The sequence below is a fragment of the Acinetobacter entericus genome, assembly GCF_026168575.1.
Lineage (GTDB): Bacteria > Pseudomonadota > Gammaproteobacteria > Pseudomonadales > Moraxellaceae > Acinetobacter > Acinetobacter bouvetii.
Window position 1 is genome coordinate 17,529 of sequence record NZ_JAPEQW010000025.1, and the last position, 25,151, is coordinate 42,679.

The 25,151-nt window shown below is 40.3% G+C and carries 23 protein-coding genes and 1 pseudogene; 15 read left to right on the forward strand and 9 right to left on the reverse strand.

The window, feature by feature from the left end; genetic code table 11:
- The first annotated feature begins 75 nt into the window (after window positions 1-75).
- The 4 genes from OKC24_RS15750 to OKC24_RS15765 all read left to right on the forward strand — a co-directional run bounded on the left by OKC24_RS15750 (window position 76) and on the right by OKC24_RS15765 (window position 2,316).
- Window positions 76-471: a rhodanese-like domain-containing protein gene (locus OKC24_RS15750; protein WP_004859470.1), complete on the forward strand. Its 396-nt coding sequence runs from the start codon at window positions 76-78 to the stop codon at window positions 469-471.
- Between the two features lie 55 nt (window positions 472-526).
- Window positions 527-862, forward strand: coding sequence for a carboxymuconolactone decarboxylase family protein (locus OKC24_RS15755; protein ID WP_067671848.1), 336 nt, complete (start codon window positions 527-529; stop codon window positions 860-862).
- Between the two features lie 24 nt (window positions 863-886).
- A complete protein-coding gene (locus OKC24_RS15760) occupies window positions 887-1,507 on the forward strand; it encodes a methyltransferase domain-containing protein (protein WP_067671851.1) in 621 nt (206 codons plus the stop codon).
- Window positions 1,508-1,572: 65 nt separating this feature from the next.
- Window positions 1,573-2,316 carry an SDR family NAD(P)-dependent oxidoreductase gene (locus OKC24_RS15765; protein ID WP_111885211.1) on the forward strand — a complete coding sequence of 248 codons (744 nt, stop codon included), beginning with the start codon at window positions 1,573-1,575 and terminating at the stop codon, window positions 2,314-2,316.
- A gap of 78 nt (window positions 2,317-2,394) precedes the next feature.
- Here the strand turns inward: OKC24_RS15765 and OKC24_RS15770 are convergent, their stop codons facing one another.
- The 5 genes from OKC24_RS15770 to OKC24_RS15790 all read right to left on the reverse strand — a co-directional run bounded on the left by OKC24_RS15770 (window position 2,395) and on the right by OKC24_RS15790 (window position 6,263).
- Complete coding sequence (locus tag OKC24_RS15770; protein WP_130144963.1) at window positions 2,395-2,703, reverse strand: NifB/NifX family molybdenum-iron cluster-binding protein; 309 nt, start codon at window positions 2,701-2,703, stop codon at window positions 2,395-2,397.
- Between the two features lie 105 nt (window positions 2,704-2,808).
- The gene (locus OKC24_RS15775) at window positions 2,809-3,066 is read right to left on the reverse strand and encodes a helix-turn-helix domain-containing protein (RefSeq protein ID WP_034586664.1); all 258 of its coding nucleotides are present in this window, start codon (window positions 3,064-3,066) and stop codon (window positions 2,809-2,811) included.
- A 142-nt stretch (window positions 3,067-3,208) separates the two neighbouring features.
- Entirely contained in the window at window positions 3,209-4,213 is a 1,005-nt protein-coding gene (gene cydB, locus OKC24_RS15780) for a cytochrome d ubiquinol oxidase subunit II (protein ID WP_265465994.1), read from the reverse strand.
- Window positions 4,210-5,643 carry a cytochrome ubiquinol oxidase subunit I gene (locus tag OKC24_RS15785; protein WP_130144959.1) on the reverse strand — a complete coding sequence of 478 codons (1,434 nt, stop codon included), beginning with the start codon at window positions 5,641-5,643 and terminating at the stop codon, window positions 4,210-4,212. The genes cydB and OKC24_RS15785 overlap by 4 nt, the downstream gene beginning before the upstream one ends.
- A gap of 152 nt (window positions 5,644-5,795) precedes the next feature.
- On the reverse strand, window positions 5,796-6,263 hold the full coding sequence (locus OKC24_RS15790) for a DUF2946 family protein (RefSeq protein WP_067665599.1): 468 nt from the start codon (window positions 6,261-6,263) through the stop codon (window positions 5,796-5,798).
- A gap of 460 nt (window positions 6,264-6,723) precedes the next feature.
- Here OKC24_RS15790 and OKC24_RS15795 point away from each other — a divergent pair, with 460 nt between their 5' ends.
- The 4 genes from OKC24_RS15795 to OKC24_RS15810 all read left to right on the forward strand — a co-directional run bounded on the left by OKC24_RS15795 (window position 6,724) and on the right by OKC24_RS15810 (window position 12,144).
- Window positions 6,724-7,107: a DUF2946 domain-containing protein gene (locus tag OKC24_RS15795; protein ID WP_130145090.1), complete on the forward strand. Its 384-nt coding sequence runs from the start codon at window positions 6,724-6,726 to the stop codon at window positions 7,105-7,107.
- A 72-nt stretch (window positions 7,108-7,179) separates the two neighbouring features.
- Window positions 7,180-9,462, forward strand: a complete 2,283-nt coding sequence (locus OKC24_RS15800) for a TonB-dependent receptor (RefSeq protein WP_130144957.1) — start codon at window positions 7,180-7,182, stop codon at window positions 9,460-9,462.
- A 50-nt stretch (window positions 9,463-9,512) separates the two neighbouring features.
- Complete coding sequence (locus OKC24_RS15805; protein WP_130144955.1) at window positions 9,513-11,618, forward strand: TonB-dependent receptor; 2,106 nt, start codon at window positions 9,513-9,515, stop codon at window positions 11,616-11,618.
- Between the two features lie 70 nt (window positions 11,619-11,688).
- On the forward strand, window positions 11,689-12,144 hold the full coding sequence (locus OKC24_RS15810; RefSeq protein WP_067665608.1) for a copper resistance protein NlpE N-terminal domain-containing protein: 456 nt from the start codon (window positions 11,689-11,691) through the stop codon (window positions 12,142-12,144).
- 47 nt (window positions 12,145-12,191) lie between these two features.
- Here the strand turns inward: OKC24_RS15810 and OKC24_RS15815 are convergent, their stop codons facing one another.
- The 3 genes and pseudogenes from OKC24_RS15815 to OKC24_RS20075 all read right to left on the reverse strand — a co-directional run bounded on the left by OKC24_RS15815 (window position 12,192) and on the right by OKC24_RS20075 (window position 14,598).
- A complete protein-coding gene (locus tag OKC24_RS15815; protein WP_130144953.1) occupies window positions 12,192-13,529 on the reverse strand; it encodes a PepSY-associated TM helix domain-containing protein in 1,338 nt (445 codons plus the stop codon).
- Window positions 13,530-13,896: 367 nt separating this feature from the next.
- A pseudogene (locus tag OKC24_RS15820) lies at window positions 13,897-14,379 on the reverse strand (transposase family protein).
- Window positions 14,380-14,382: 3 nt separating this feature from the next.
- Window positions 14,383-14,598, reverse strand: coding sequence for a helix-turn-helix domain-containing protein (locus OKC24_RS20075; protein WP_106386913.1), 216 nt, complete (start codon window positions 14,596-14,598; stop codon window positions 14,383-14,385).
- Between the two features lie 246 nt (window positions 14,599-14,844).
- Here OKC24_RS20075 and OKC24_RS15825 point away from each other — a divergent pair, with 246 nt between their 5' ends.
- Window positions 14,845-15,429 carry a TetR/AcrR family transcriptional regulator gene (locus OKC24_RS15825; RefSeq protein WP_067665613.1) on the forward strand — a complete coding sequence of 195 codons (585 nt, stop codon included), beginning with the start codon at window positions 14,845-14,847 and terminating at the stop codon, window positions 15,427-15,429.
- A gap of 11 nt (window positions 15,430-15,440) precedes the next feature.
- Here the strand turns inward: OKC24_RS15825 and OKC24_RS15830 are convergent, their stop codons facing one another.
- A complete protein-coding gene (locus tag OKC24_RS15830) occupies window positions 15,441-15,797 on the reverse strand; it encodes a MarR family winged helix-turn-helix transcriptional regulator (protein WP_227509759.1) in 357 nt (118 codons plus the stop codon).
- A 225-nt stretch (window positions 15,798-16,022) separates the two neighbouring features.
- On the opposite strand from OKC24_RS15830, the gene mhpT reads away from it, so the two are divergent.
- The 6 genes from mhpT (at window position 16,023) to OKC24_RS15860 (ending at window position 24,863) form a co-directional block, all read left to right on the forward strand.
- On the forward strand, window positions 16,023-17,237 hold the full coding sequence (mhpT, locus tag OKC24_RS15835) for a 3-(3-hydroxy-phenyl)propionate transporter MhpT (RefSeq protein WP_067665619.1): 1,215 nt from the start codon (window positions 16,023-16,025) through the stop codon (window positions 17,235-17,237).
- Window positions 17,238-17,306: 69 nt separating this feature from the next.
- On the forward strand, window positions 17,307-19,379 hold the full coding sequence (locus OKC24_RS15840) for a 3-hydroxyacyl-CoA dehydrogenase NAD-binding domain-containing protein (protein WP_165381157.1): 2,073 nt from the start codon (window positions 17,307-17,309) through the stop codon (window positions 19,377-19,379).
- Between the two features lie 77 nt (window positions 19,380-19,456).
- A complete protein-coding gene (locus OKC24_RS15845) occupies window positions 19,457-21,112 on the forward strand; it encodes a long-chain-fatty-acid--CoA ligase (RefSeq protein WP_265465995.1) in 1,656 nt (551 codons plus the stop codon).
- A complete protein-coding gene (locus OKC24_RS15850) occupies window positions 21,109-22,899 on the forward strand; it encodes an acyl-CoA dehydrogenase (protein WP_130144947.1) in 1,791 nt (596 codons plus the stop codon). Before OKC24_RS15845 ends, OKC24_RS15850 begins: the two co-directional genes overlap by 4 nt.
- A gap of 20 nt (window positions 22,900-22,919) precedes the next feature.
- On the forward strand, window positions 22,920-23,321 hold the full coding sequence (locus OKC24_RS15855) for a PaaI family thioesterase (RefSeq protein ID WP_067665630.1): 402 nt from the start codon (window positions 22,920-22,922) through the stop codon (window positions 23,319-23,321).
- 282 nt (window positions 23,322-23,603) lie between these two features.
- Window positions 23,604-24,863 carry an OprD family outer membrane porin gene (locus OKC24_RS15860; protein ID WP_130144945.1) on the forward strand — a complete coding sequence of 420 codons (1,260 nt, stop codon included), beginning with the start codon at window positions 23,604-23,606 and terminating at the stop codon, window positions 24,861-24,863.
- The last annotated feature ends 288 nt before the right edge of the window (window positions 24,864-25,151 follow it).

The following is a 25,151-nucleotide window of genomic DNA, read 5'->3' on the forward strand; positions in this document are numbered from 1 at the left end:
TTAAAAACTGCATTTTAAAGACATGAATATTTAATCAGAGACCAGATTTCTAAAGATCGGAAGAGGTAAAGAGTAATGAAAACAGCAGAACAATTAATTTCAATGGCAAAAAACCGAATTCAAGAAGTGACGGTCGCAGACTTACTTGAAGCCATGAAAAACCATAAAACCATTCTGATTGATGTTCGGGAACCAGATGAATTTCAGGCGGCAGCGATAGACCGAGCCGTGAATTATCCTCGTGGTGTTTTAGAAATGAGAATTCACCAGCATCCTGTGGCGAGCCATCATTGCGATACCTTGCAAGCACTAGAACATCTTAAAGATCAGCCGATTTATTTGATTTGTGGGACGGGTGGCCGATCAGCTCTGGCTACAGATACTTTACAGAATATGGGATTTACTCAGGTGAAATCTGTTCAGGGTGGATTCCAAGCATGGCTAGAGCAGGGTTATCCAGTAGAGAAATAACTAGATTTCTATTTTAAGTCTAACTTAAGTTTATGGACATTCAAGTGAGAAAATCATGAAGTACAAAGAATTAACTCAAAATATTTCAGGCAGTTTAAAGACATTAGCGCAGGATTCTCCTGATTTAATGAAAAGTTTTAATCAATTGTCACAAGTTGCAATGCGAGATGGTGTTATTGATCCTAAAATAAAAGAACTGATTGCCTTAGCGATTGGTGTTGCAGCACGATGTGATGGATGTATCGGTTTTCATGTCAGAACCCTAGTCAAAATGGGAATGACATTGCAAGAATTAGAGGAAGTGCTTGGTGTTGCAGTTTATATGGGGGGCGGTCCTTCATTGATGTATGCCGCTAATGCATTGGAAGCATTTAAAGAATTCACAGCTTAATTTTTTCAATCATTGGGAAACGATATGAATCAGCACTGGGATAATCTTTATTCGCAAACACAGGATCTGTATGGCATTTCGCCCAATCATTTTATTCAACAGATAGCAGATCAGGTTCCAATTGTGGGAAAAACTCTTGCTATAGCAGAGGGTGAGGGGAGGAATATCCTTTATTTGGCTAATAAAGCGAAACAGCAAAATGATTCATTTTCAGCAGAAATATGGGATTACTCAAAAGTTGCTTTGCAACACTTATCTGCAAAAGCCCAACAAGCTGGTTTTGACTTCACACTTAGAAATATTGATCTCAATGATGTCGAATGGCCAAGAGAGTGTTATCAAAATGTGATGTGTGTGTATGGGCATTTTGACGAAAATACTCAATTCAATGTTCTCACTGGGATACGTCAAGCATTGACAAACAATGGCTGGTTTATTGGAGAGCTTTATTCTAAAGAGCAGATTGATTATCAAACCGGTGGTCCGAAAGATATTAACTATTTGTACGATCCAATGTCGTTTCTTTCAGTATTTAAAAATGATCATCTTTATCATTTTTATGTGGGAGAACAAGAACGTCATGAAGGCAAGTTACATAACGGAAAATGTCATGTAGTTCAATTTGCAATTCAAGTGCAGAAATAGGGTCTAAAACGTTTCAAGCACGAGTATGGCTCACATGCTCATTTTATAAAAAAGAGAGGTTTACGATGTCAACACGTTTTAATAATAAAGTGGCTTTAGTTACAGGTGCAGGTTCGGGTATTGGGCGAAGTACAGCGCTGCTTCTTGCTCAACAAGGGGCAAAAGTTGTTGTTTCAGATATTAATCTTGATGCGGCTGAGAAAGTTGCAGCTGAAATTATAGCTGCTGGCGGCCATGCTGTTGCTAATAAAACAGATACATCTCATCCAGAAGAAATGAAGCAAGCTGTTGAGTTTGCCGTGGAAAGCTTTGGGGCTCTGCATTTAGCATTTAATAATGCGGGTATTTTAGGTGAAGTCAATCCGATTGCTGAGTTGAGTATTGACGCTTGGCGTAGAGTCATCGATATTAATTTGAATGCTGTTTTCTATGGGCTGCATTATCAGATTCCAGCAATACTTAAGTCAGGTGGTGGAGCAATTGTTAATACCGCATCAATCTTAGGTTTAGTCGGGACAAAGAACATTTCAGGATATGTTGCAGCGAAGCATGGTGTGACTGGTCTAACAAAGACTGCTTCATTAGAGTATGCTGATCAAGGTATACGTATTAATTCCGTTCACCCTGGTTATATCCAAACCCCATTAATTGGAGAATTTGAGGAATCAGAATTAGTGAAACTTCATCCAGTTGGTCGATTGGGTAAGCCAGAAGAAGTTGCTCAGGTAGTGGCTTTTCTATTATCTGATGAAGCTTCATTTGTGACCGGCAGTCAATATACTGTTGATGGTTCTTATACTTCACAATAATAAATTAAATAAGAAAACCCTGCATCTGCAGGGTTTTCTTATTTTGTTCATGATAAATTACAGCTTCTATCCAGACTTTTATTTGGTTGAAATTAAACTGCAGATAAATTGTTCTGGTTCAATTTCTGCTGTTACCATGACATGAACACCAATATTTCTGAGTTTTTCTCGTAATCGATCGCCCATTCCCGTAGTTACGAATATATCCATAGGCAGCAGTTTTTCGAGTACTTCACCAGACTGGGAAAAGGATTGCTCCTTTTCAACTTCAATAAGTTGCTTGTCAGTCACTTCTCCATCTTTTAATTCATATTTCCAGAATTTCCGACATTTTCCCGCATGGGGAGTAATATGACGTCGGTTTTGTGATGTAATAACAATTATCATAAATATTTCTCCAAACCGATACGACCACTTTTTATGGTCATGTATCGGTTCATAATGATTTATAAGTTACTAATAAAAGCTATTCACAAATCTAGCTAATTGTTTTCAAGCAAGATTTTCCAATACAAACTGAGGTGACTTTATAAACAATTTTATTAAAGCTTGCGCCGAACTTGAAGGATGCCGAACACCTCTTTCCCAACTTTCTAGCGTTCTTGGAGATATGCCAAGTTTAGATGCTAATTGTTGTTGAGAGATATTCATTTTTTTGCGAGCTCTAATGATTTCCTGAGCTAATGTTAAATTAACGATATATGGGAAGTCATGATTAAAATTCACATGGTGCTGTTGAAGTAGATGCATAATATCCTCTTCTTTCCAAGTACCTAATAAGCAAGTTGAAGTAAGAATCTAAAGCTCATAGCAATAACCAATAAACTTAAGAAACCGGCTAGCCATAACAAGATGAACCATTGAAATTTAGATAATTTCATTAGGAATTCCTTTAATGATAACCTTCATCCCCAACACGAACTTTATCTCTAAATACCCAGTATGAAAGGGCGGTATAGACAAGTATGATTGGAATCAAGATCAGTGCCCCAATCAGTGCGAAAAGCTGGCTATTGGCAGGTGCAGCAGCATCCCAAATGGTAATTGAGGGCGGGATAATGTAAGGAAAAATACTGATACAGAATCCTGTGTAAGCCAGAAATACGAGTCCTAAGGTATATAAAAAGGGCATAGCTTGATTTTGCTTGATACATGAGCGCACCGCTAAAATGGTACAAACTAGAACAAGCAAAGGGACTGGGCTAAAATAAATCAATTGAGTGGGATTAAACCAGCGCTCAGCAATTTGTGGATGTGCGATTGGCGTATAGATACTGACAGCAATGAAAATAACCAACAAGCTAATCAAAAGCTTGGGCATTAATTTATACATATGCTTTTGTAGTACGTCATCAGTCTTCATGATGAGCCAACCACATCCCAATGCTGCATAAACGACTACAACACCCAAACCTGTAAGTAATGAAAAAGGTGTTAACCAGTCAAAGCCACCACCAGCGTAGCGATTATCAACAATATCAATACCCTGAATATAAGCTCCTAAGATTACCCCTTGTAAGAAACTGGCAACAATAGAGCCCCAAATAAATGCATTATCCCAAATGTACTTTGTTCGATTGGCTTTGAAACGGAACTCAAAAGCCACGCCTCTAAAAATCAAAGCTATTACCATCAAGATGATAGGTAAATATAAGGCTGACAGAACCGCTGAATAGACAATAGGGAAAGCCGCAAAAAGACCAGCACCACCTAAAACCATCCATGTCTCATTACCATCCCAAACAGGGGCAACGGTGTTCATCATGACATCACGTTCTTGCTGATTTTTAATAAAGGGGAATAAAATCCCGATACCTAAATCAAAGCCATCAAGTACAACGTAAATAAAAACACCAACTGTAATAATGACAATCCAGATTAAAGATAAATCAATCATGAAGATGCTCCTTGATCCTGATCATCAATTTTTTCATCAATGGCGCTCAGAGGTCGCATTGGTGTTTTGAAATGGCCAACACCTCCAATTTCTTCTGGTGCGTTATGTAAAAACTCAGGTCCTTTATGCATGAGTTTGAGCATGTAATAAATGCCCACACCAAAGACAATGAAATACACGATCACAAAAATAATCAGAGTTAATCCAACCTGTTCCGCCGAAACAGGAGAAAGGGCATCTTTAGTCCTCATAACGCCATAGATAATCCATGGCTGACGTCCTACTTCTGTGGTGAACCAACCTGCGAGTAAGGCGATGAAGCCTGAAGGGCCCATCAGGATTGCAAAGCGATGAAACCACTTACTCTCATAGAGGCTGCCTTTTTTTCTGAGCCATAGGGCAGTGACTGCAAGGAAGAGCATAAGCATACCTAGCCCAACCATGATACGGAAACTCCAAAATACTATTGTTGAATTTGGGCGATCTTCAGGCGAAAAGTCTTTTAATCCTTTCACCGTCCCATTCATGGAGTGGGTCAGAATTAGGCTTCCTAAATGTGGAATTGTAATCGCATATTTCGTGCGTTCTTCTTGCATATCAGGAATACCAAATAAATATAAGGGCATCCCATGATCATGGTTCGTTTCCCAATGGCCTTCCATAGCAGCAAGTTTGGCTGGTTGATGTTTTAGGGTATTTAAACCATGGGCATCACCTATAAAAATTTGGAGGGGAGCTAAAATGAGGATTAACCAAAGTGCCATAGAAAATGATGTTTTGACTAATGCATCTCTACGGCCTTTGAGTAAGTGCCAAGCAGCAGTAGCAGCAACAAGTAGAGCTGCCACTAAAAAGGCTGCAAGTGCCATATGGAATAAGCGATAGATAAAGGACGGGTTAAAAACAATAGCAAACCAATCTTGAGGTACTACAATTCCATTTTCAATGGTGAAGCCTTGAGGTGTCTGCATCCAACTGTTTGAAGACAAAATCCAGAACATTGAAATACATGTACCGATGGCGACCATCAATGTGGCAAAAAAGTGTGCTTTTTTGCCGACTCGACCCCATCCAAAAAGCATGATGCCTAAAAATCCAGCCTCTAAGAAGAAAGCACTTAGAACTTCGTAGCTCAGTAGTGGGCCTGTTATTCCTCCTGCAAATCGAGAAAACTCACTCCAGTTTGTACCAAACTGATAGCTCATCACGACACCAGAAACGACACCCATGCCGAATGATAATGCAAATACTTTCACCCAGAATTTGAATAAATCATGATAAATAGAATCGTTTGTTCTAAGCCATCGCCATTCCAAAACAGCAAGAAAACTTGCCAGTCCAATAGAAATCGCAGGGAAAATAATATGAAATGACACCGTGAATGCAAACTGAATACGTGCTAACTCAAGTGCCGTAAATCCTAAGGTCATAGCAACTCTCCACATCCGAAGCGTGCTCTAGATTGCATATGCTCTGATATGAGTGTGCCTACACAGATACGTGCATTTTTTAATAGTAAAAACATAGCGATTAGTCTCTTCAACTAATTAAATTTTAAAACAATAAGGAATTGCCAATAAATTTAGACAGCAAAAGAGACAGGAGGGGCTCGACCTTGAGGGATCAGAAATAATTGTTTTAAAAGAAAAAAGATATGAAAGAAAGCTTCTTTAAAAGCTAATAACCGAACTTGAATTCTCACGACTACTTCTTTAACACCCATGCCTGGTAGTGGAACGACATGTGCGTAAACTACACAGTACTGACATTGATGATTTGCATCGTGATGATGGCTAGATGAAGCTTTTTGTTTGAGATATGCATGATTAAGCTTTTCAGTATCATGATTAGCTAAACCCAACTCTTGATGAGAGTGATTATGCGTAGAATGATGTGAGCTATGCTCATGGTGAGAAGTATCTAATTGAAGTGCATGGACAATAGTTTCACAGACAGGAGAAATTTGATATTTCTCTGGAAGTAAAGGCTGTAGAAAAACAGCAATCTGTAACAAGATTGCAGAGAGTGCTAGCAATCTTCCTAAAACCATGATCACTTAGATGGTCTCAATTATCCAAGTAAGGAAAATGGATTGTAGCAGAATATATATTTATTAAAAGTACATTGTATTAAATTGAAAGACTTAGATTTTTATTTAATTTTGTCTACTTAAAGTATTTTAAAAATAGATTATTTGAAATTAAGTATTTGATTTTAATCTGAATTAATTCAGATTAAAATCGTGCATGATTAATTTTGCTTTTAAAAAATAATGATTAAAATTTATAAAGTAAAGTAGGTGAGAGTATTTTCCCTACATTGTAGGGGTATTTATTACACATTCGATTATTATCTAAATCTTTGTGCTTTAAGATTTTCTATTTTTTTAAATTGAATTATTTCATCAGTTTTACTCATTAGATATCTTAAAGTAATAATGGTATTGTAAATTATGATTTTACAATTTATGTGTTGAATTGAGAGCTGCATTTGTCCTTGCGATAGTTGCGATGTTGTTGCAAATAACCGTTTTTATGCAACCTTTACTACCAGAGAAATTTCAATTCTCACTGGTATGCGTAACTATTTCCGATTTAAAAGCTCAGATACAAAATCAAGAACTACAGCATCAGCATGTATCATACCATCACGATGTTGATGCTATTAAATTAGAAACCGCAAAAACTGCACATCATCATCAGTTGGATCATCAATGTATGTTCTGTACTGCATATGGTCATTTGGTCGCAAATTTAGAGATTGATCTAAACCCCATTTTAGATCGTATTCAAATTCGTTTACTGTCTTTTCAGAAAGCATTTAAACATGTCTATTTTGTACTCCAGCGACTTTTTCTAACGCCTCAGGGGCGTGCACCTCCTTTATTTGCTTAGATTCCAACCTCTTATGTAAATGGAACATTGATGAAATGTTCCAATGGAAACTTATGCTTAAAAGGAATTGAAATGCCTCAATTCAAATTGAACCCTTATTTAAAAGGGAATCATTCTATTGTTTCGCCTCAAGTAACAGGGCTTAAACACAATCAAGCCTTAATTGATTTAGTACATCGTTCTGTTGTTGCACTATCAATTTGTGGTTTTGGTTTACAACTAAGCTATGCTCAAGATAGCTCAGCGCAATCTATGCAATTGCCTGTTTTAGTGATTGAAGCTCAAAAACAAAGTGCTGTTGACCCACTCCAGTTGAAACAAGTTAACTCAACGGGGAGTCGCTTAGGATTAACAGCTCAAGAAACCCCTGCAACAGTACAAACCATTACTCAAGAAGACTTACAAGAAAAAGGCTTAAGAACGGTTAAAGAGGCATTTGGCAATGTGACAGGTGCGACTGTAGGTAATGTGCCGGGTAACCCAGCTGTGCTTACGATGCGTGGTTTTTCTGGTAATGCCAACACGGTATTGCAGGATGGCGTTCGTGTGGGGGCTTCTACCTTCGTAACAAGGGATTTAGATGTTTGGAAGTATGAAAAGATTGAGGTTTTAAAAGGACCATCATCCGTACTTTTTGGTGAAGGTGCTTTAGGCGGTGCAGTTAATTTAGTCACACGAAAACCTAATTTAGAAAAGAAAACTGTGGAAGGGCTGCTTAACTATGGCAGTTTTAATACGGTAAGAGCCGCTATTGGTGGGAATCTGCCGATAGATGATGAGTTGGCTATTCGCTCTGATGTAAGTTATTTAAAATCAGATAGTCTGTATGATATTGATGATCAAGAAACGACTAAATTCGGTGCGGCAGTGAGTCTGCTGTATAAGCCTAATGATGATTTATCAATGCTGTTTTCAGCAAATTTTGATCATGACAAAGAAACTTCAAGCTATAACGGCTCACCGTTAGTTTCAGCTTCGACAGCTAAAAATCCTAGTCACATCGTAGATAATCCTTATGGTCTAGTCGTGGATAAGACAACAAGGCATAAAAATTATAATCCAGACAGTGGTGAGTTAAGTGCTGACACAACGACTCTCTCTTGGTCGACGGATTATCGCCTTTCACCATCATGGACGTTCAATAATATTGCAACGTATTACCACGCAGATCGAAAATTCTATCTATCCCCAGAACAAAATTTTGACAGCCAAACGGGGCTATTCAAACGGACAGTTCAGCGTTGGAGCCATGATCATGATGTATGGAGTAATCGCTTTAGTTTCGGTCATGATCAATTGATTGCAGGGAAGTATCGTAATCGACTAAGCGTAGGCTCTGAATACAGCTATACCGATTTTAGTAGTCCCCGACCAAGTGGAAACCTAAATGCTGTAGATCCGTATCATCCGAATGTTGGAGAGATGCCTACCAGTGATTGGGCGGGATGGACGAGTTACAATAAATTTTCAACTCAAATTAAGAATTGGTCTGTTTTTGCAGAGGATGCTTTTAACATAACGCCAGATTGGCTTGTTGTCGGTGGGGCACGCTATGAACGTCTTGATGTAGAGCGAACAATTGATAACATCCTAACCGATAGTCAGCAGCAATTTAATCCTACTTTTAACCCATTCTCTTGGCGTATAGGCAGTGTTTATAATCTAACGCCAGATACCCAACTATACGGTCAATATAGTACAGCGGTTACCCCCGTTTCTTCTTTACTTGTGATCTCGACAGCGAATGGAAGTTTCGATCTATCAAAAGGGAAATCGGCTGAACTTGGTTTTAAGTCGAGTGTATTAGACGGCAAGCTGGACATGATTGGTTCAGTTTACTGGATTGAATTAAATGATATTTTAACTCGTGATCCGAACAATATTAATTTAACTGTTCAGGGAGGACAGCAGGTCTCTAAAGGTGCTGAATTTACAGCCTCTGCTGCGATTACACCGCAGTTAAAAGCGAGCTTAGGTTTGGCTTGGGTTGATGCAGAATACAAGAAATTAATAGAAGCGGGCGGTGCGAATCGTTCAGGCAATCAGCCGATTAATGTTCCCGAAAAAGTTGCCAATGCTTCATTAAGTTACCAGTTTAGTACTTTACCAATTACGGTGAGTGGATTTGCAAAATATGCGAGTGGTTTCTACACAGATACAGCGAATACATATTTCGTAGATGGCCATACGACGTACGATACGTCCTTAGCATATGACCTAAAAAATATGACTTTTACACTATGGGGCCGAAACCTGACCGATGAATTTTATGGTGAGTATTCAGGCTACTCCGCGAAGCAAATTTATATTGGTGCACCAAGAAGTGTCGAACTCGGCGTCACATTTAAATTTTAAGCACCAGATTTCATAACCCTATATCAGCATATACACATTCAGAGTCACTTATGTCTAAATTTTTATTTAATCCACTGACGTGGAGTATTTTACTTGTTCAACTTTCAACCCACGCTGTGTCGGCCGAAAATGAATCTGCTTCAAATCAAATTGTAGCTCAACTGCCGAGTATCACGATTACTGCAGAAAAACAGGATGAAAGACATAGTTCTTCACAAGCGATTACGCAGTTCAATCATGACCTGTTAGAAGTACCGTTTACTAAATCACATGTATCAGCACAAGATATCCAAAATCATAATGTTCAGCGTATCAGTGATGCGCTTTCGTTTGTAAATGGTGTGGTTTATCAAGACAGTTATGGCGGAGGTTTTTGGGACAATTACTCATTTCGCGGATTTAGTACCGATCCGAATATGGGTACGATTTACATGCGTAATGGTTTGAGCTCTGTGAGTGGTATCCATACCGCACGAGATATGGTGAACATTCAAGCGATTGATTTCTTGAAAGGCCCCATGGCCGCGATGTATGGGCAAGGTGCGGTAGGCGGGATTATGAATATCACCACTAAGCAACCTGAATGGGAGAAAAAAAGTGATTTAAGTCTGAGCGGAAGTACGCTTGAAGAATATCGAGCTGCCTTAGATACCACGGGTGCGATTAATCAGGATTTGGCCTATCGCCTTGGACTAGCCTATGAGAATAATCAAAGCTTCCGTGATCATGTTGATAATCAGCATTATTACATTGCACCACAATTAGCATGGAAAATTTCAGAGCAAACCCAGTTAAATCTTGATACTGAGTTCTCAGAGTCTAAAGGCGTTTTTGATCGTGGCGTACCGATGGTGAATGGGAAACTTCCTGTCAATAATAAAACCTTTTTAGGTGAGCCTAGCGATGGTGATATTGAGATTAAAGATCAAATGTATCAACTGCGTTTAAACCATGAATTTAATGAGGATTGGAACAATACAACAGCAATCACTTACAGTCATGGTGAACGTGCAGGTACATCAACCGAAATTTCGTCCATTGCATCAGATGGAAGAACGGCAAATCGCTTCCGTCGCTCCCGTCAATTTGAGACAGACACGACCAACTTTCAATCTATCTTAAGAGGTAAGTTTGATACTGGGGTAATCAGACATGAACTGGTTACAAATGTCGAAGCAGGTCATTACACCATTGATCAAGCGCAAAGAAGAAATGCAGAAGGAACGAATAGTCCGATAGATATTTATAATCCTATTTATGGTCAAAACCTTCTTCCATTAACTCGAATAAGTAAAGATATGAAAGAAACCCAAACTATGATGGGTGTAAATCTTCAGGATCAAATTTTTTTAAATGAGCAATGGAATATTTTGCTTGGTGGTCGTTTCAATCGCTTAGAACAGCAGATTGAAAATCATCTAACGGCAAAATTAGCTAAACAGACATTTACACCATTCACACCACGTGCAGGGATTAATTATCAGCCGACTGAGCAGTTGTCTTTCTACAGTAACTGGGGGAAGGCATTTGAACTGAATACAGGGTTGAATAAGGACAATGAACTGTATGAACCAGAGAAAACAGAAAGTTGGGAAGTCGGTGGTAAATATAAATTTTTACCGCAAAGTTGGTTCGGTCTAACGTATTTTGATATGGAAAAACAACATCTGCTCACTGAAGGCATTACTGATAGCTATGTAGATAGCGGAAGAGTGCAAAGCCGTGGTGTTGAGTTAGAACTACAACATCAATTCACTGACAAGCTACGTGTTAATGCTAACTATACTTATACAGATGCTGAAATTGTAGAAAGTGAAGTTGAGGATAAGGGCGCAAGGCTTAAAAATATTCCTAAACATACGGCAAACTTAAGTGCTGACTATCAATTTGACCTTGCAGGACATGATGCTGGCTTGGTTGGCAATATTAATTACTACGGTAAACGCAGTGCAAATTATATTGATAATGGAACCAGTCTTCCTGATTTTACTGTCGTTAATATTGGTGGCTATGTGCAGCTACGACCAGACCTACGTGCGCAACTGAATATTGATAATCTTTTTGATCAAGATTACTACGTCGCAAGCTATACAAACTATTGGGTGCAGGTGGGTGAACCGCTCAAAGCAACACTTAGCCTAAATTGGAAATTCTAGTCTGTGGAGTCAGGAGGGACAGTGTCACAAGATGTGACCGCTCCTTCATAGTTGCTAAGAGATATCGTTTATGAAAAATACATTATTATGTTCTTTTGTTTTTGCTAGTTTGTGCCTCGGATGTAGTCAATCTGAACCTAACCCTAAATCGAGAGAAGCTTCGACCAAATCCATAAAAGTTATTGATCCTGAATTACAGAAATGGGTAGGCCAATATAAAGGAATTTTACCTTGTGCAGCATGTACTTCTTTCTGTGAAGGGTGCGAAGGTATGACTGTCGATTTAGATGTTAAGGAAAACCAGACATTTAAATTGGTTAGAACCAGTAATAGTGGACACAATAAACCCGAAGTACACGAAGGACAATTTGTGTTTACTGATAACGGGAAACTTAAAATTCAGCTCAATGGCATATCTGAGCGGAATACAGTTTTATGGCAGCAGGGTTCTGTGGAAGTTCTTGATGCCAAGACTGGTCTACCTTTCGAAGCCTATTTAGATTTTGAATTAACGAGAAGAGTTTAATGAATAGCTCCCACTTTCATATAAAAAGTAGGAGCTTAAATGGTCTGTTAAGCTTTTTTCTCTTTAACGCCACTAATAAAGATAGCGACTAATGCTACAACTAGACTTAAACCAAATAAAGGCAGTAGTAGCCCAAGAATAATCAATATAGTTCCTAGAGTAAGTCTTTGAAGCGTTTTTGCACTTTTCCATGTACTTAAGAACAAATTTGAAAACTGTATTGTCGTCTGTTTGAGGCCTGTTCTTTTGTACCAAGCTAAATATGCATAAAGAATCATTACACATAGTGCTAGTGAGTAAATAATGAGTATCAACTGGTTTATCCAACCAAATAAAATTCCAATGTGGGCATCAACTCCCCAGCGTGTCAATTTAGCTATTAATGGATAGTCATCAAAATAAAGCTGATCAATTACGCTGTGATTTGAAACGTCAATTGCAATGCTATCTGCTTGAGTAGGCCAACTGCGTTGAATCTCAGAAATACTCCATACTTGATCTTTTTCTAAAGGTGGTTTTATTTGTACCTGAGAAGCATCTATTCCATGCTTTCTAGCGAGATCTAAAGCTATGTCGAAATCACCAGAAGTGACTTGTACTGAAGCATGATTATGTACCATTGAATGATCTTCATGGTGCATAACCATTTTTGATGTAGGTTCGGCTTTGATAGATGTTGATAGAACAGGTGTTTGCCAACTTAGCGCTTGGCGAAATATTCGAATATTTTCACCCGCATATTCAGACCATGTTAAGCCAGTAACTGCTACAAAAAGTAGTAATGGGAAAAAAATTAAGCCGATAGTGCTGTGTTTTTGAATATATTTATTATGCTTGATTTGGTTCTTCTCAGATGCTTTTCGGCGTTTATACCATTGGTAAAAGCCAGTAAATATCAAGACAGCTAACCAACTTGCTGCAAGTTCACTATAAAATCTTCCCCAGCTTCCTAGCAATAAATCTCGATGTAAGTGATCTAGTTTAGTTCTAAACGGAAGTAAACCACTTGTGCCATATACAGCTAATTGACCTTTTACTTCAAGTGTATATGGGTCAATGAAGATGGCTTCATTTTGCCACCCTGATTCAGGATCTGAAAAAATAATCCTTGTAGTCTGATTTTCTGTTGGTGATGGACGTACTTCAGTTATTTGCGCAGTAGGAGATAAAAATTGTCTAGCTTTCTCAATTTGCTTGCTGAGAGACTGTGTTTTTGAATCGTTATGTTCGATGTATAAAATATCTTTATAAATAATTTTTTCAATTTGTGGGGTAGCAGCATAAAAAAAACCAGTTAGGGCCGCGATAAAGATAAACGGGGCAATAAGAATACCAGCATACGCATGTAGTAAGCGAACTAAAGTTTGCCAAAGATGAAAGTTCATTCTGGAACAATAACAAATTATAAGTGTAAAACCTTACTAGAATTTAAAGCATATATATATCCTTTTTTTGAACAAAAAATATTTTCTTAGACTTTTTTGCACAAATATTTAGAAACTAGCTCTGTCCTAAACTATTTAGATTCAAGTGACAACTTAGGTGTGAGATTAACTTAATTCATTGAATATATTTAGGACTGTTACACACTTTAGTTTACAGTCTCTTTTATACATTCCTGATGGTTTTGGAGCGTTATCCAAGAGTTTGGATATTTCCTTGTATCTTTTTCTATTTGGCTTATGCCTTCTGATTAAATGGGTCTGATTGGGTATGCAAGTAATACAGGATTCTATAGACTTCTTTCATAAATTATTTTTTACTCAGTTCTATATTGTAGATTCCAGCAATTAGATTAAACCTTAACTCCAGTCTTTTACCTCGATTCCGATAACGCCCAACAAGAATCTTAAAGGAATTGAGCTTGCCAAATACATGCTCAATTCCTATTCTTCTTTTATTAATTTCTCGGTTGTAAATTTTGAGTCTAGGATTCAATTTACAGCATCTTTTGGCTTTTAACGGCAATAAGCTATTCGCAAAAAAAGCATAGATTCCTTGATAGCCTTTATCTGCAAGAATAAAAGCGCCCGCAGGAATTTGATTTAAGTTACGTTTGAATAGCTCAAAATCATGCATAGCACTATGACGACTACATAAACTCAAAATTTTCCGGGTTTTGTCGTGAATGATCATCTATACTTTAAAGGTATGTGCCTTTTTCTTGCCGCTGTAGCTTTTCTTCTGTTTTTTAGGTCTTTGGATCGGAATTTCTGTGGCATCTACAATCGCCACATTCTAGTGTATGCTTTCAGCTTCAGGTAATTTTTTCGGTAAATTAAACAAATTAGACTGAATTAGGCAGTCTTCAATATGACGTGAAATTCGGGATACCGCTGGCTCTGAAACATCATAACTTGTAGCAACGTGAAATAAGATTCGGTATTTACGCCAATAGCTGAGACACAGTAAGGCCTGATCTTCAATACAAAGTTTGGTCGGTCTACCATTCATTGGGATCTACTTTTTCATGTATTCAATGATTAAATCAAAGGTTGACCATGAGATACCTGTCTATCGCTTAAACAGGGTTTCAGGAAGATTTCTAAAGTCGAGATATTTCATAGGGTGATTATGCTTGAAAAGCCTAAAGTTATTCTAAATACAGATTGTATCATCAATCTTGCTTGACAAAATCCTGCATGGTTATTCATTATATATTTATATCATATTTATTGATTCATATTGAGTTGAAATTCTATGACCCTCACACGCCACCAAAAAATCTTTTTACAAAAGCAAAAGATATTGGAGGTAACGGAACAGCTCTTACTGGAAAATAATCAGGATATTGTTGTTGGTGACTTGGCTACAGCTCTCGATATTGCCAAGGGTACGATTTACAAGTATTTCCATAGTAAAAATCAGTTGTATCTAGAATTGTTGATCATGAATGAACAGCGGTTGCTGGATATTGCGAAAAATGATCAAGCGGATGTGAAAAAAAGTATTACAACTTATATGCTTTATCATTTAGAAAATGCTAATAGAACCGTTTTATTTCACAATATTGAAGAACAGATTACTAGTCAAGAACGGGGACTAAAGAACAAATTTGAACAGCTCTATGCAATACGAGAGCAACGTATTTTAGAGGTAAAGGATATTACTCTTGAGTTTCTAAAATCCTGTGGTAGTTCAATTGCTGTGCGCGATTATTTGTCCTATGTCTGGACCATTACTCATGGTGCCTGCTTACTATTAAGCTCCACTTATTATCAAAAATCGGTGGGTGGGCGCACTGATTTAATGAACTTCTATATCAAGCAGGCGTTGAATTTATAAATGGTTACTGATTAATCTTCTGGCCATTTTAATTCTAAAATCCGTCGTAGTTCCTGAACATTTTCAACCCCAATATACTGCTTAAGTTCTTCTTCTGCTTTATTAATTTCAGCAATAGCAACAGTAGCCATTTTCTGTCCTTCCTGACTGAGCTGTACCATTTTGACTCTTTTATCATTTGGGCTGTCGAGTAATTCCAAAAAACCTGAATGAATGCCTTCATTGACCAGCTGATGTACTGCCTGTCGGGAGATTTTTAATCTGCGTGCCAGTTCAGACATGGGCACAGGGGCATTCCCTAAATAGCTATATAGCCGTGCCATCGACGGGGTGATATAGCCATAGCCGTTCTTTTCAGCATTCTGCATTAAATGTTCTTCAATCCACTCAAGGCGGGTGCGTAGCAATACTCTTAGTGATTTCACAATTTTTTTACGTTAAAAAACCTTTGATCAATATAACAAAAATTTCAGTTTTGTGACTGCTAATACCTTTGGCTAATTTAAATAAACGTCAAGTTTGCTTGACAATATATTCAAATCAAATTAATTTGTTTTTGCTAGGACAGCAAAACAAAAAAAAGGGTACGTTGCATGGAACAACAAAATACACAGCGTAATGCTGTAATGACGATCTTGATCTGTTTCCTCATTGCATTTATTGAGGGAATTGATTTGCAGTCTGCAGGAGTTGCAGCTGCAGGTGTAGGAGCACACTTTGGTCTGGACAAACCGGCTTTAGGCTTATTTTTCAGTGCTGCGATTCTAGGTTTATTACCAGGTGGCCTGGTGGGTGGACGTCTAGGAGATCGTATAGGCCGTAAAAAAGTCCTGATTATTTCCGTTACATTATTTGGCTTATTTTCAATTTTGACTGCATCGGTCAGTTCATATTCCGGTCTGTTATTCGCACGTTTTATGACTGGTGTCGGCTTGGGTGCTGCCTTGCCGAACTTGGTGGCATTGGCTTCTGAAGCAGTCAGTGAAAAAGCACGGGGTCGTGCCATTTCTCTCATGTATTGTGGCATGCCAATTGGTGGAATTGCCGTATCTTTATTGGCCAGCAGTGCACTGGCAAGCGACTGGAAAGTGATTTTCTATGTGGGTGGTGTACTGCCTTTACTGGTGATTCCACTGATGATGTGGTTTTTACCTGAATCACGTGCTTTCTTGGCAACCCAGCAAGCAGATGCACAAATTGAAAAAGCCAAATTCAGCGATTTATTTAACGCATTTTTCCGCCTGCCTACGCTGCTGCTTTGGGTAGGCTACTTTTTCACCATGATGGTGGTGTACATGCTGTTGAACTGGCTGCCGTCTTTATTGATGGAACTGGGTTTTCAAAAACAGCAAGCGACCATGGTGCAGATGTTCTTCTCGGTAGGCGCCTTCATTGGAACAATTGTACTTGGTGTACTGGTTGACCGCTGGAAAATGAAAAACGTCATTCTATTGATGTATAGCGGCATTGTTATAGGTCTGGTAGCACTCAACAGCTTTGAAACAGTCACTGGAATGTACTTTGCCGGGGCACTCGTGGGCTGTTTCACGATCGGCGGTCAAATGGTGCTATATGCCTTGGGTAGTCAGGTTTATCCAACCCAAATGCGCGGTACAGGTGTAGGTACAGCCATGACAGTTGGACGTTTTGGTGCGATGGCAGGACCTGCAGTTGCAGGACAGTTTTTAGCAATGGGCAACGGTGCAACAGGTCTGATTGCCACCTGTATTCCAGGCATCATCATTGCTGCAGTTCTGATTCTCATTTTACTGGGCACCATGCAAAAACGTGCCCAAGCACAAGCATAAAACCCACGATACAGTATTGAGTATGGACTTGGTGCTGCAGTTTTTTAAACGAATATATGGAAGATGAGCATGAGTTCTGTAAATCAAATTCTGATTGAAAAACAAGGTAAAGTTGGCATTGTCAATTTTCAAACAGATAAATTAAATGTGCTCTTGCATTCACTGCGCGCAGATTTGTATCAAGCGATCCAACAATTGTTGGCAGATGCAGAGGTTGAATCAATCGTCCTGGCAGGTTCAAACAAGGCATTTAGTGCAGGTGCAGATATTGCCGAGTTTTCTGCAGGGACTTATCTCAATTTTCCATCATTGCACGATTTAGTTCATTTAATTTCAGATGCCGCGAAACCTGTAACAGCTGCAATTTCAGGCACCGCACTAGGTGGTGGATTAGAACTGGCTTTGGCTTGCCATCACCGCGCTGTTCATGCAAAAGCGCATTTAGCATTGCCAGAAGTTCATTTGGGTTTACTGCAGGGTGCAGCGGGCACACAGCTGTTACCGCGTTATATCGGTGTGGAAACCGCTTTGGACGCTATTTTAACGGGCAAGCCACTGAAGCTCAGTGCTTTAAAAGATTCCGCTTTGCTGGATGTTCTGACTGATGCTGATGTAAAACAGGCAGCAATTGAATTTGCATCAGCACTCGGTACGCAGCCAGTTCATATTAAACATCAACGTATTCAGTCAACAGATGCACTTAATGACCTGCTGCAGCAAAAACGTGAAGCAGCAGGCAACAAGCCGCAGCATATTGTGCAACATGCGATTATTAATGCGGTGCAAGCAGCTATGGACTTGGACTTTGAAGCAGGTTTTGCTCAAGAACAACAACTATTTCAGCAGCTGACTTCAAGTGATATTTCTAAAAGCTTGCGACATGCTTTTTTTGCAGAGCGTGAAGCCAAACATATTCCCAATTTAGATGCTGCTACAGCGGCAAAAGCCATTGAACGTGTAGCTGTGATTGGTGCAGGTACTATGGGTAGCGGTATCGCGATTTGCTTCTTGCAGGCAGGTTATCCAGTCACGCTCATTGAAAACCAGCAAGTGGGTTTAGACCGCGGTTTAGCGTTGATCGCTAAACACTTTGCAGGACAAGTGGCAAAAGGTCGTTTGATTGAAGAAACAGCCGCCGCCATTCAAGCGAACTTACAGACCAGCTTGGAATACAGTGCATTGGCGCAAGTCGATTTAGCAGTAGAAGCAGTTTTTGAAGATTGGGATGTGAAAACAACAGTATTACAGCAGATGGATCAGCATTTGCCAGCGCATGCGGTTTTGGCCAGCAATACTTCGACTTTAGACCTGAATCAATTGTCACAGCAAACCTCACGTCCTGAATCTGTGGTTGGTCTGCATTTCTTTAGTCCTGCGCAAATTATGCCACTTCTCGAAATTGTCCGTACAGACAGCACCGATCAAGCCACTTTAAAAACGGCTTTAGACATAGGCAAACGTCTGAAAAAAACCGCTGTGGTGGCTGGTGTTTGTGATGGCTTTATTGGCAACCGTATGCTGAATGCCTATTTACGTATTGCTGGGCTTTTGATTGATGCAGGTGCATCGCCGTATCAAATTGACCGCGCTTTGGAAAATTGGGGTATGGCGATGGGGCCATTCCGCATGTGTGACATGGCGGGTAATGACATTGATTACATGATTCGTAAGCATCAGTTGAAGCTTAATCCAACAAAGAAATTCTCAGGTTTTGCAGATCAGCTATTTGAGCTGAAACGTTTTGGACAAAAAACACAAAAGGGTTGGTATGACTACAGTCAAGGCAACCGCCGCGGAGATGTAGACGCAGAAGTGATTGCTTTAATTGATGCCTATCGTGCTGAACAAGGTATTACTGCAAAAGCATTTAGTGATGAAGAAATCGTGGCACGTTGCATCTATGCCTTAGCCAACGAAGGATTCCGCTTACTCGAAGAAGGCATTGCTTTACGTCAGTCAGACATCGATGTGGTGTATTTGGCGGGTTATGGCTTCCCGCGCTGGCGTGGCGGTCCTATGTTCTATGCACAGCAGACTGGTTCTGATGTCATGACGGCTTCTATGCAGCAATTTGCACAAGACCCATATACCGATGCAGATTTTTGGCAGGTTCCAGCGTTGCTGGCGCAGGCTGCAGCTTAAACGTTGCGTGCATAGAACAGAATTAAAAGGATTTGGTGGCCCAGCAGAGTGAATCACTGGGCACAGAGGATAGAAAAATGAGCACATTACATTTCAATCATTGGCCGCGTCATTTATCACAAAATTTATCGTACCCACAAACGGGGCTGTATGAGCATTTGACGACCAATGCACAGCGCTATCCAGATAAAGTGGCGGTGAACTATTACGGCAGCCAAGTGAACTATGCAGAGCTGAATGAACGTGTAGAGCGTTTCGCTGGCTATTTACAGCAGCAGACAAATGTTCAGGCAGGCGATCGTGTTGTGATCAGCATGCAGAACAGTGTCTCATTCATTATTGCCTACTATGCCATTTTGCGTTGCGATGCAGTAGCGGTTCCTGTCAATCCAATGAACAAAGCTTTGGAATTGGAATGGTATGTATCCGATACAGAGTCGAAAGTTGCAGTGGTCGGTTCAGAATTAGTGAGCGAATTTGAAACCTTGTTGGGCAAAACCTGTTTAGGAAAAATTATTGCAGCGCGTTATGCAGACGATTTATTTACCTCAACAGAATTTGTGATTCCAGAAACGGTTTTGCAGGCGCCTGTAGTAGAAGAAACTACGCAAGTGGTGAATCTGCAAACAGCATTGCAGCATGCGCCTATTTGCACTCAAGCAGTACGTTCAGGCGAAGACTTAGCTGTGGTGTTGTATACATCAGGCACCACAGCACATCCCAAGGGCTGCATGCTGAGTCATCGTGCTTTAGTGGCGCAAATTTTGACGCAAATCAACTGGAGTCCTTGGAATAACACCGCAAAAGTATTGTCGGTTACGCCATTTTTCCATGTCACTGGCATGATCAATGCCATGTGCTTGCCCATTTGGCTGGGTGCAACCACTTATCTTATGACCCGCTGGGACCGCCTTTGTGCAGCGCAAGTGGTCGATATGCATGGCTTAACGCATTGGTGCTGTATTCCAACCATGGTGGTGGATCTGCTCGCAATGCCAAATGTGAATAAATTCAATTTTAAATCGTTCACTCATGTCTATGGTGGCGGCACAGGTATGCCGCATGCCATTGCGCAAGATTTTGAGACCTTAACAGGAATCGAATTTATTGAAGGCTGGGGCATGACCGAAATGGCGGCGGGTGTGCATCTTAATCCTTATGGCCGCGGAAAGCGCCAATGTTTGGGTGTACCGCTGTTTGATGTAGACACTCGCGTGATTGACCCAGAAACAAGTGCAGAGCTAGGCATTCGCCAAAACGGCGAGATCATTTCGACCAGCCCATGTTTGTTCAGCGGTTACTGGAAAAACCCAGAAGCGACAGAAGCTTCATTTATTGAACATGACGGCAAGCGCTTCTTTAAAACGGGCGATGTTGGCTATTTTGATGAAGAAGGCTACTTCTTTATGGCAGACCGCTTAAAACGCATGATCAATGTGTCGGGCTATAAAGTTTGGCCATCCGAAGTAGAAAGCATTCTGTACCAAAATGAAAAGATTTTAGAAAACTGCATTATCCCATGCAATAAAAATGACCGTGGCGAAAGTGTAAAAGCCATTGTGGTGTTAAAAGCCAATCAAATGATGACTGAAGACGAATTAAGACAGTGGTGCCGAGACAATATGTCGGCCTACAAAGTGCCGAAAGTGGTGGAGTTTGTAAATGAACTGCCAAAAACAGCAAGCGGAAAAATTAACTGGCGTTTACTGCAAGACAAGGAAATGAGCGCATGAATAGCTACAAAGCCCCTCTCAAAGATCTAAGCTTTATCTTCAACCATCTTTTAGATCAAGAGCAATTGGCTCAGCTTCCGGGTTTAGAAGACTTAGGTGTAGATCTGTACGAATCTATTTTAGATGAAGCAGGTAAATTTGCCACCAATGTGCTTGATCCGATCAATGCCAGCGGTGACCGTGAAGGTTTAAAAATTGCCGATGGTGTAGTTACGACACCGAAAGGTTTTAAAGAAGCGTATGCGCAGTACACGCAAGCAGGCTGGAACAATATTTCCTTAGAGCTTGAGTTTGGCGGTCAAGGCTTACCTTATATTTTATCGACTGCGGTCAATGAAATCATGATGTCTGCGAACAAGTCCTTTGTGATGTGCTCAGGTTTGACCATTGGCGCGATTGAAGCGATCAGCCATGCAGGTTCAGATGAACTGAAGCAAAAGTATTTGCCAAAACTGGTATCAGGCGAATGGGGCGGTACCATGAACCTGACTGAGCCGGGTGCGGGTTCAGATGTCGGTGCGTTAAAAACCAAAGCCATTGATCAAGGAGATGGTACTTACCGCATTCATGGTCAAAAAATCTTTATCACTTTTGGTGAGCATGATTTTACCGACAACATCATTCACTTAGTGTTGGCACGTCTGCCTGATGCACCTGAAGGTGTGCGCGGTATTTCGCTATTCCTAGTACCAAAATTCATGGTCAATGATGATGGTTCATTGGGTGAGCGCAATGATCTGCGCTGCGTATCCATTGAACATAAGCTCGGCATTCATGCCAGCCCAACCTGTGTGATGGCCTATGGTGATAACGAAGGTGCACAGGGTTATTTAGTTGGCGAGAAAAACAAAGGCCTTATGGCGATGTTCGTGATGATGAACATGGCGCGTTTAACTGTAGGCATGGAAGGTGTTGCTTTAACCGAACGTTCTTACCAAGCGGCGCTTGATTATGCGCGTGAGCGTTTACAGGGCGTAGACGCTGAAACTGGGCAATCAGTTGCGATTATTGAACATGCAGATGTACGCCGTCAGCTGTTGCAAATGAAATCTAATGTAGAAGCCATGCGTGCGCTGTCGTTATTTATTGCGCAAGCGCAGGACATTAGCTTCCGCCATGCAGATGCAGAGGTATGTCAGCACAATCAGGGTTTAGTGGATTTACTGATTCCAGTCTTTAAAGCATGGGCGACTGAAACAGCATTAAAAACCACAACCACAGGCATTCAAGTGCATGGCGGCTTGGGCTTTATTGAAGAAACGGGTGTAGCGCAATATTTGCGTGATGCCGTGATCAGCGTGATCTATGAAGGTACAACGGCTATTCAAGCAGCCGACTTAGTGGGCCGTAAAGTGGTGAAAGATCAGGGCAAAAACTTAGGCGTACTGATTGGCTTAATGAAGCAAACTTTAGCTCAAGCAGAAGCCAATGCAGATCTGGCGGATATTGCCTTTGAGCTGAAATATGCCATTGAACTGCTGGAACAGCATAGCCGCGCAATTGCAGGGCAGTTTATGCAGTCAACTAAGCAGGCGCTTTCGGTTTCTGTACCGTACTTAATGCTGACGGGTTTAGTGACAGGTGCATGGCAATTGGCGCAAAGCGCTGTCAAAGCATCTGAGCTTTTGGCCGCAGGCGATAGCAACGTCAACTTCTTAAAAGGCAAAATTGAAACGGCACGTTTCTATCACAAAGCGGTATTACCAGAAATCCGTGGGTTGGCTTATACGGTGAGCAATACAGGCAGTGTTATTACAGGTTTTGATAACGCCTATTTTGGTGAATAAGTTTTGGAGAATAAGACCTAATGGCCTTTGATTTAAAAGCATGTATTGACAGTTTACAGCCCCCAGCAATTCATACTTTTCTTGGCGGAAAGATTGAAAGCATTCAGCAGGATGAATGGCAAGCGGTGATCAGCTATCAGCCGCGTCCTGAATTTGCCAATCCAATGGGCCAGCTGCAAGGCGGCATGCTGTGTTCCATGCTGGACGATGCTATGGGGTTATTTGCTATGCTGGCGCAAGAAGGTGCTCCTACAGTCACAGTGATGATGAATATTTCATTCTTAAGACCTTGTCAGCTGGAACAGGTCGAAGTGCAGGTATCTTTTGTCCGTCAAGGCCGCCGCTTTTCAAATATTGAAGCTGTGGCTTATCAGCACGCTAAAGCCGTGGCAAAGGCAACAGCAGCATTTACACCTGTGTAAAGGGTAAATAGCCAAATACAGACCATGATCTTTGCCTGCTTCCGATGTGGGCAAAGAGTAACTATATCGCTTTACAGATTTTTTTTTAATGCTTAGGCATGTATGAATGAATGGCATCAGGATGATGCATCGGGGAAGCAGGGAGAATCATTTGAAAGCACGTATGACTTAAAGATCATGAATTAGCAGCTGTCTAAAACAGCACACCATCTCAGGTATCAACTTAAATTTCTATTGGCATTTGCCAATGGAACAGGGAACTTTTGTCTAAGGATTTTGAACATGAAAAAAACAGTATTGGCTGCACTGTGCACATTAACATTTGCCTCAAACAGTGTCTGGGCGGACTTTATAGACGACAGCAGTGTTGCTGTGACGGCGCGTAACTTTTATTTAGACCGTAATTTTACCGATCCAGAAGTGAAGCAATCTGCTGCCCGTCAATGGTCACAAGGTTTTATTTTAAATGCTAAGTCAGGTTATACCGATGGCCCAGTTGGCCTAGGTGTAGATCTGTATGCAGGTGCAGGTTTTAACCTATGGGGCAAAGAAGGTTATCAAGGCACCTCATTAATGTCTGTAGATAAAAATGGCGATCCAGCTGATTCTTTTGGCAAAATTGGCCTAACCGCAAAAGCTAAAGTGTCACAAACTGAAATTAAGGCGGGAACACTATTTCCCAACACACCTGTTTTAGTCGGTTCTCCAGCACGTTTACTTCCGCAAATCTACCGTGGTGTAGCACTAGAATCAAAAGATTTAGAAAACTTCAAACTAGAAGCGGGTTATGTAGACCGTGTGACGCATCGTGATTCGACCAACTGGGAGAAAACCAAACTTTCAGGCGCGAACATGAAATATCCTTCAGTAGAAACGTCTGGCTTGCATTATGCGGGCGGCTATTACTACTTTAACCCTGAACGTGTGGTTGGGTTATTTTATGGCAATCTGCATGAGGTCTATGATCAATATACGCTGTGGGTGAAAAACACGTATCATTTTGATGACCGTTATAGCGTATTTAATGACTTCCGTTATTTCCGTACAGTCGATGAAGGTGCAGCTTTAGCCGGTAATATTGATAATCATCACGGCAATATGATTGTAGGCGTCGGTATTGATAACCATAAAATCAGCGGCGGCTATATTCATAACTCGGGCGATACAGGCTTTCCTTACTTAAGCGGCGGCGAAGCGAATACCTTTATTGACTCTTGGGCGAGCGACTTTTTAAACCCAAATGAAAAAGCGTGGTCCATCCGCTATGACTACGACTTTAAAGATCAACTGCCAGGTTTGAAATTGATGACGCGCTATACCAAAGGCTCAGATATTCATCTTGAAAATTTAAAACCGGGTCAGGAGCTGGAAGAGCGAAAATTTGGTATTGAACTGAGCTATCAGCTGCAAAGCACACCGTTAAAGGGTTTGTTTATCCGCTTGCGTCATGAAGACTACAAAAATGATTTCGGCCCAATGGCGACCTTTAAAACAGCCAAAGAGCAACGTGTGAATATTGACTATACGTGGAAGTTTAAATAAAAGGGCTTTATAAACTGCATTAGTAATGTAGTGGCATCATTAAAGAATGGCAGATTAAATGCGTTATATGAATGGACGATTGATTTGCCATTTTTTTTAAGTACTTAGATTAGCATTTGAAGTGCAACAGCATGTTCTTGGAATAATCTACTTAAAGTAGATAAAATTAAAAAAGATGATATCTAGGTTAACATCGTAGAATTATCCAATAAGTTGGTTTTGATCAAAGTTGAATCTTTAATTAATTACAATTGATTTTTAACGGTATTTAATACGGTATATTTGATT

Bases quoted from the DNA above. Each gene is read 5' to 3' on its own strand.
- OKC24_RS15800 (WP_130144957.1), top strand. From the start codon at position 7,180: ATGCCTCAATTCAAATTGAACCCTTATTTAAAAGGGAATCATTCTATT.
- OKC24_RS15855 (WP_067665630.1), top strand. From the start codon at position 22,920: ATGGCCTTTGATTTAAAAGCATGTATTGACAGTTTACAGCCCCCAGCA.
- OKC24_RS15755 (WP_067671848.1), top strand. From the start codon at position 527: ATGAAGTACAAAGAATTAACTCAAAATATTTCAGGCAGTTTAAAGACA.
- OKC24_RS15810 (WP_067665608.1), top strand. From the start codon at position 11,689: ATGAAAAATACATTATTATGTTCTTTTGTTTTTGCTAGTTTGTGCCTC.
- OKC24_RS15830 (WP_227509759.1), bottom strand. From the start codon at position 15,797: ATGCAGAATGCTGAAAAGAACGGCTATGGCTATATCACCCCGTCGATG.
- OKC24_RS15815 (WP_130144953.1), bottom strand. From the start codon at position 13,529: ATGAACTTTCATCTTTGGCAAACTTTAGTTCGCTTACTACATGCGTAT.
- OKC24_RS15770 (WP_130144963.1), bottom strand. From the start codon at position 2,703: ATGATAATTGTTATTACATCACAAAACCGACGTCATATTACTCCCCAT.
- mhpT (WP_067665619.1), top strand. From the start codon at position 16,023: ATGGAACAACAAAATACACAGCGTAATGCTGTAATGACGATCTTGATC.
- OKC24_RS20075 (WP_106386913.1), bottom strand. From the start codon at position 14,598: ATGAATGGTAGACCGACCAAACTTTGTATTGAAGATCAGGCCTTACTG.
- OKC24_RS15785 (WP_130144959.1), bottom strand. From the start codon at position 5,643: ATGACCTTAGGATTTACGGCACTTGAGTTAGCACGTATTCAGTTTGCA.
- OKC24_RS15795 (WP_130145090.1), top strand. From the start codon at position 6,724: ATGTTGTTGCAAATAACCGTTTTTATGCAACCTTTACTACCAGAGAAA.
- OKC24_RS15790 (WP_067665599.1), bottom strand. From the start codon at position 6,263: ATGGTTTTAGGAAGATTGCTAGCACTCTCTGCAATCTTGTTACAGATT.
- OKC24_RS15860 (WP_130144945.1), top strand. From the start codon at position 23,604: ATGAAAAAAACAGTATTGGCTGCACTGTGCACATTAACATTTGCCTCA.
- OKC24_RS15765 (WP_111885211.1), top strand. From the start codon at position 1,573: ATGTCAACACGTTTTAATAATAAAGTGGCTTTAGTTACAGGTGCAGGT.
- OKC24_RS15850 (WP_130144947.1), top strand. From the start codon at position 21,109: ATGAATAGCTACAAAGCCCCTCTCAAAGATCTAAGCTTTATCTTCAAC.
- cydB (WP_265465994.1), bottom strand. From the start codon at position 4,213: ATGATTGATTTATCTTTAATCTGGATTGTCATTATTACAGTTGGTGTT.
- OKC24_RS15760 (WP_067671851.1), top strand. From the start codon at position 887: ATGAATCAGCACTGGGATAATCTTTATTCGCAAACACAGGATCTGTAT.
- OKC24_RS15775 (WP_034586664.1), bottom strand. From the start codon at position 3,066: ATGCATCTACTTCAACAGCACCATGTGAATTTTAATCATGACTTCCCA.
- OKC24_RS15825 (WP_067665613.1), top strand. From the start codon at position 14,845: ATGACCCTCACACGCCACCAAAAAATCTTTTTACAAAAGCAAAAGATA.
- OKC24_RS15750 (WP_004859470.1), top strand. From the start codon at position 76: ATGAAAACAGCAGAACAATTAATTTCAATGGCAAAAAACCGAATTCAA.
- OKC24_RS15840 (WP_165381157.1), top strand. From the start codon at position 17,307: ATGAGTTCTGTAAATCAAATTCTGATTGAAAAACAAGGTAAAGTTGGC.
- OKC24_RS15805 (WP_130144955.1), top strand. From the start codon at position 9,513: ATGTCTAAATTTTTATTTAATCCACTGACGTGGAGTATTTTACTTGTT.
- OKC24_RS15845 (WP_265465995.1), top strand. From the start codon at position 19,457: ATGAGCACATTACATTTCAATCATTGGCCGCGTCATTTATCACAAAAT.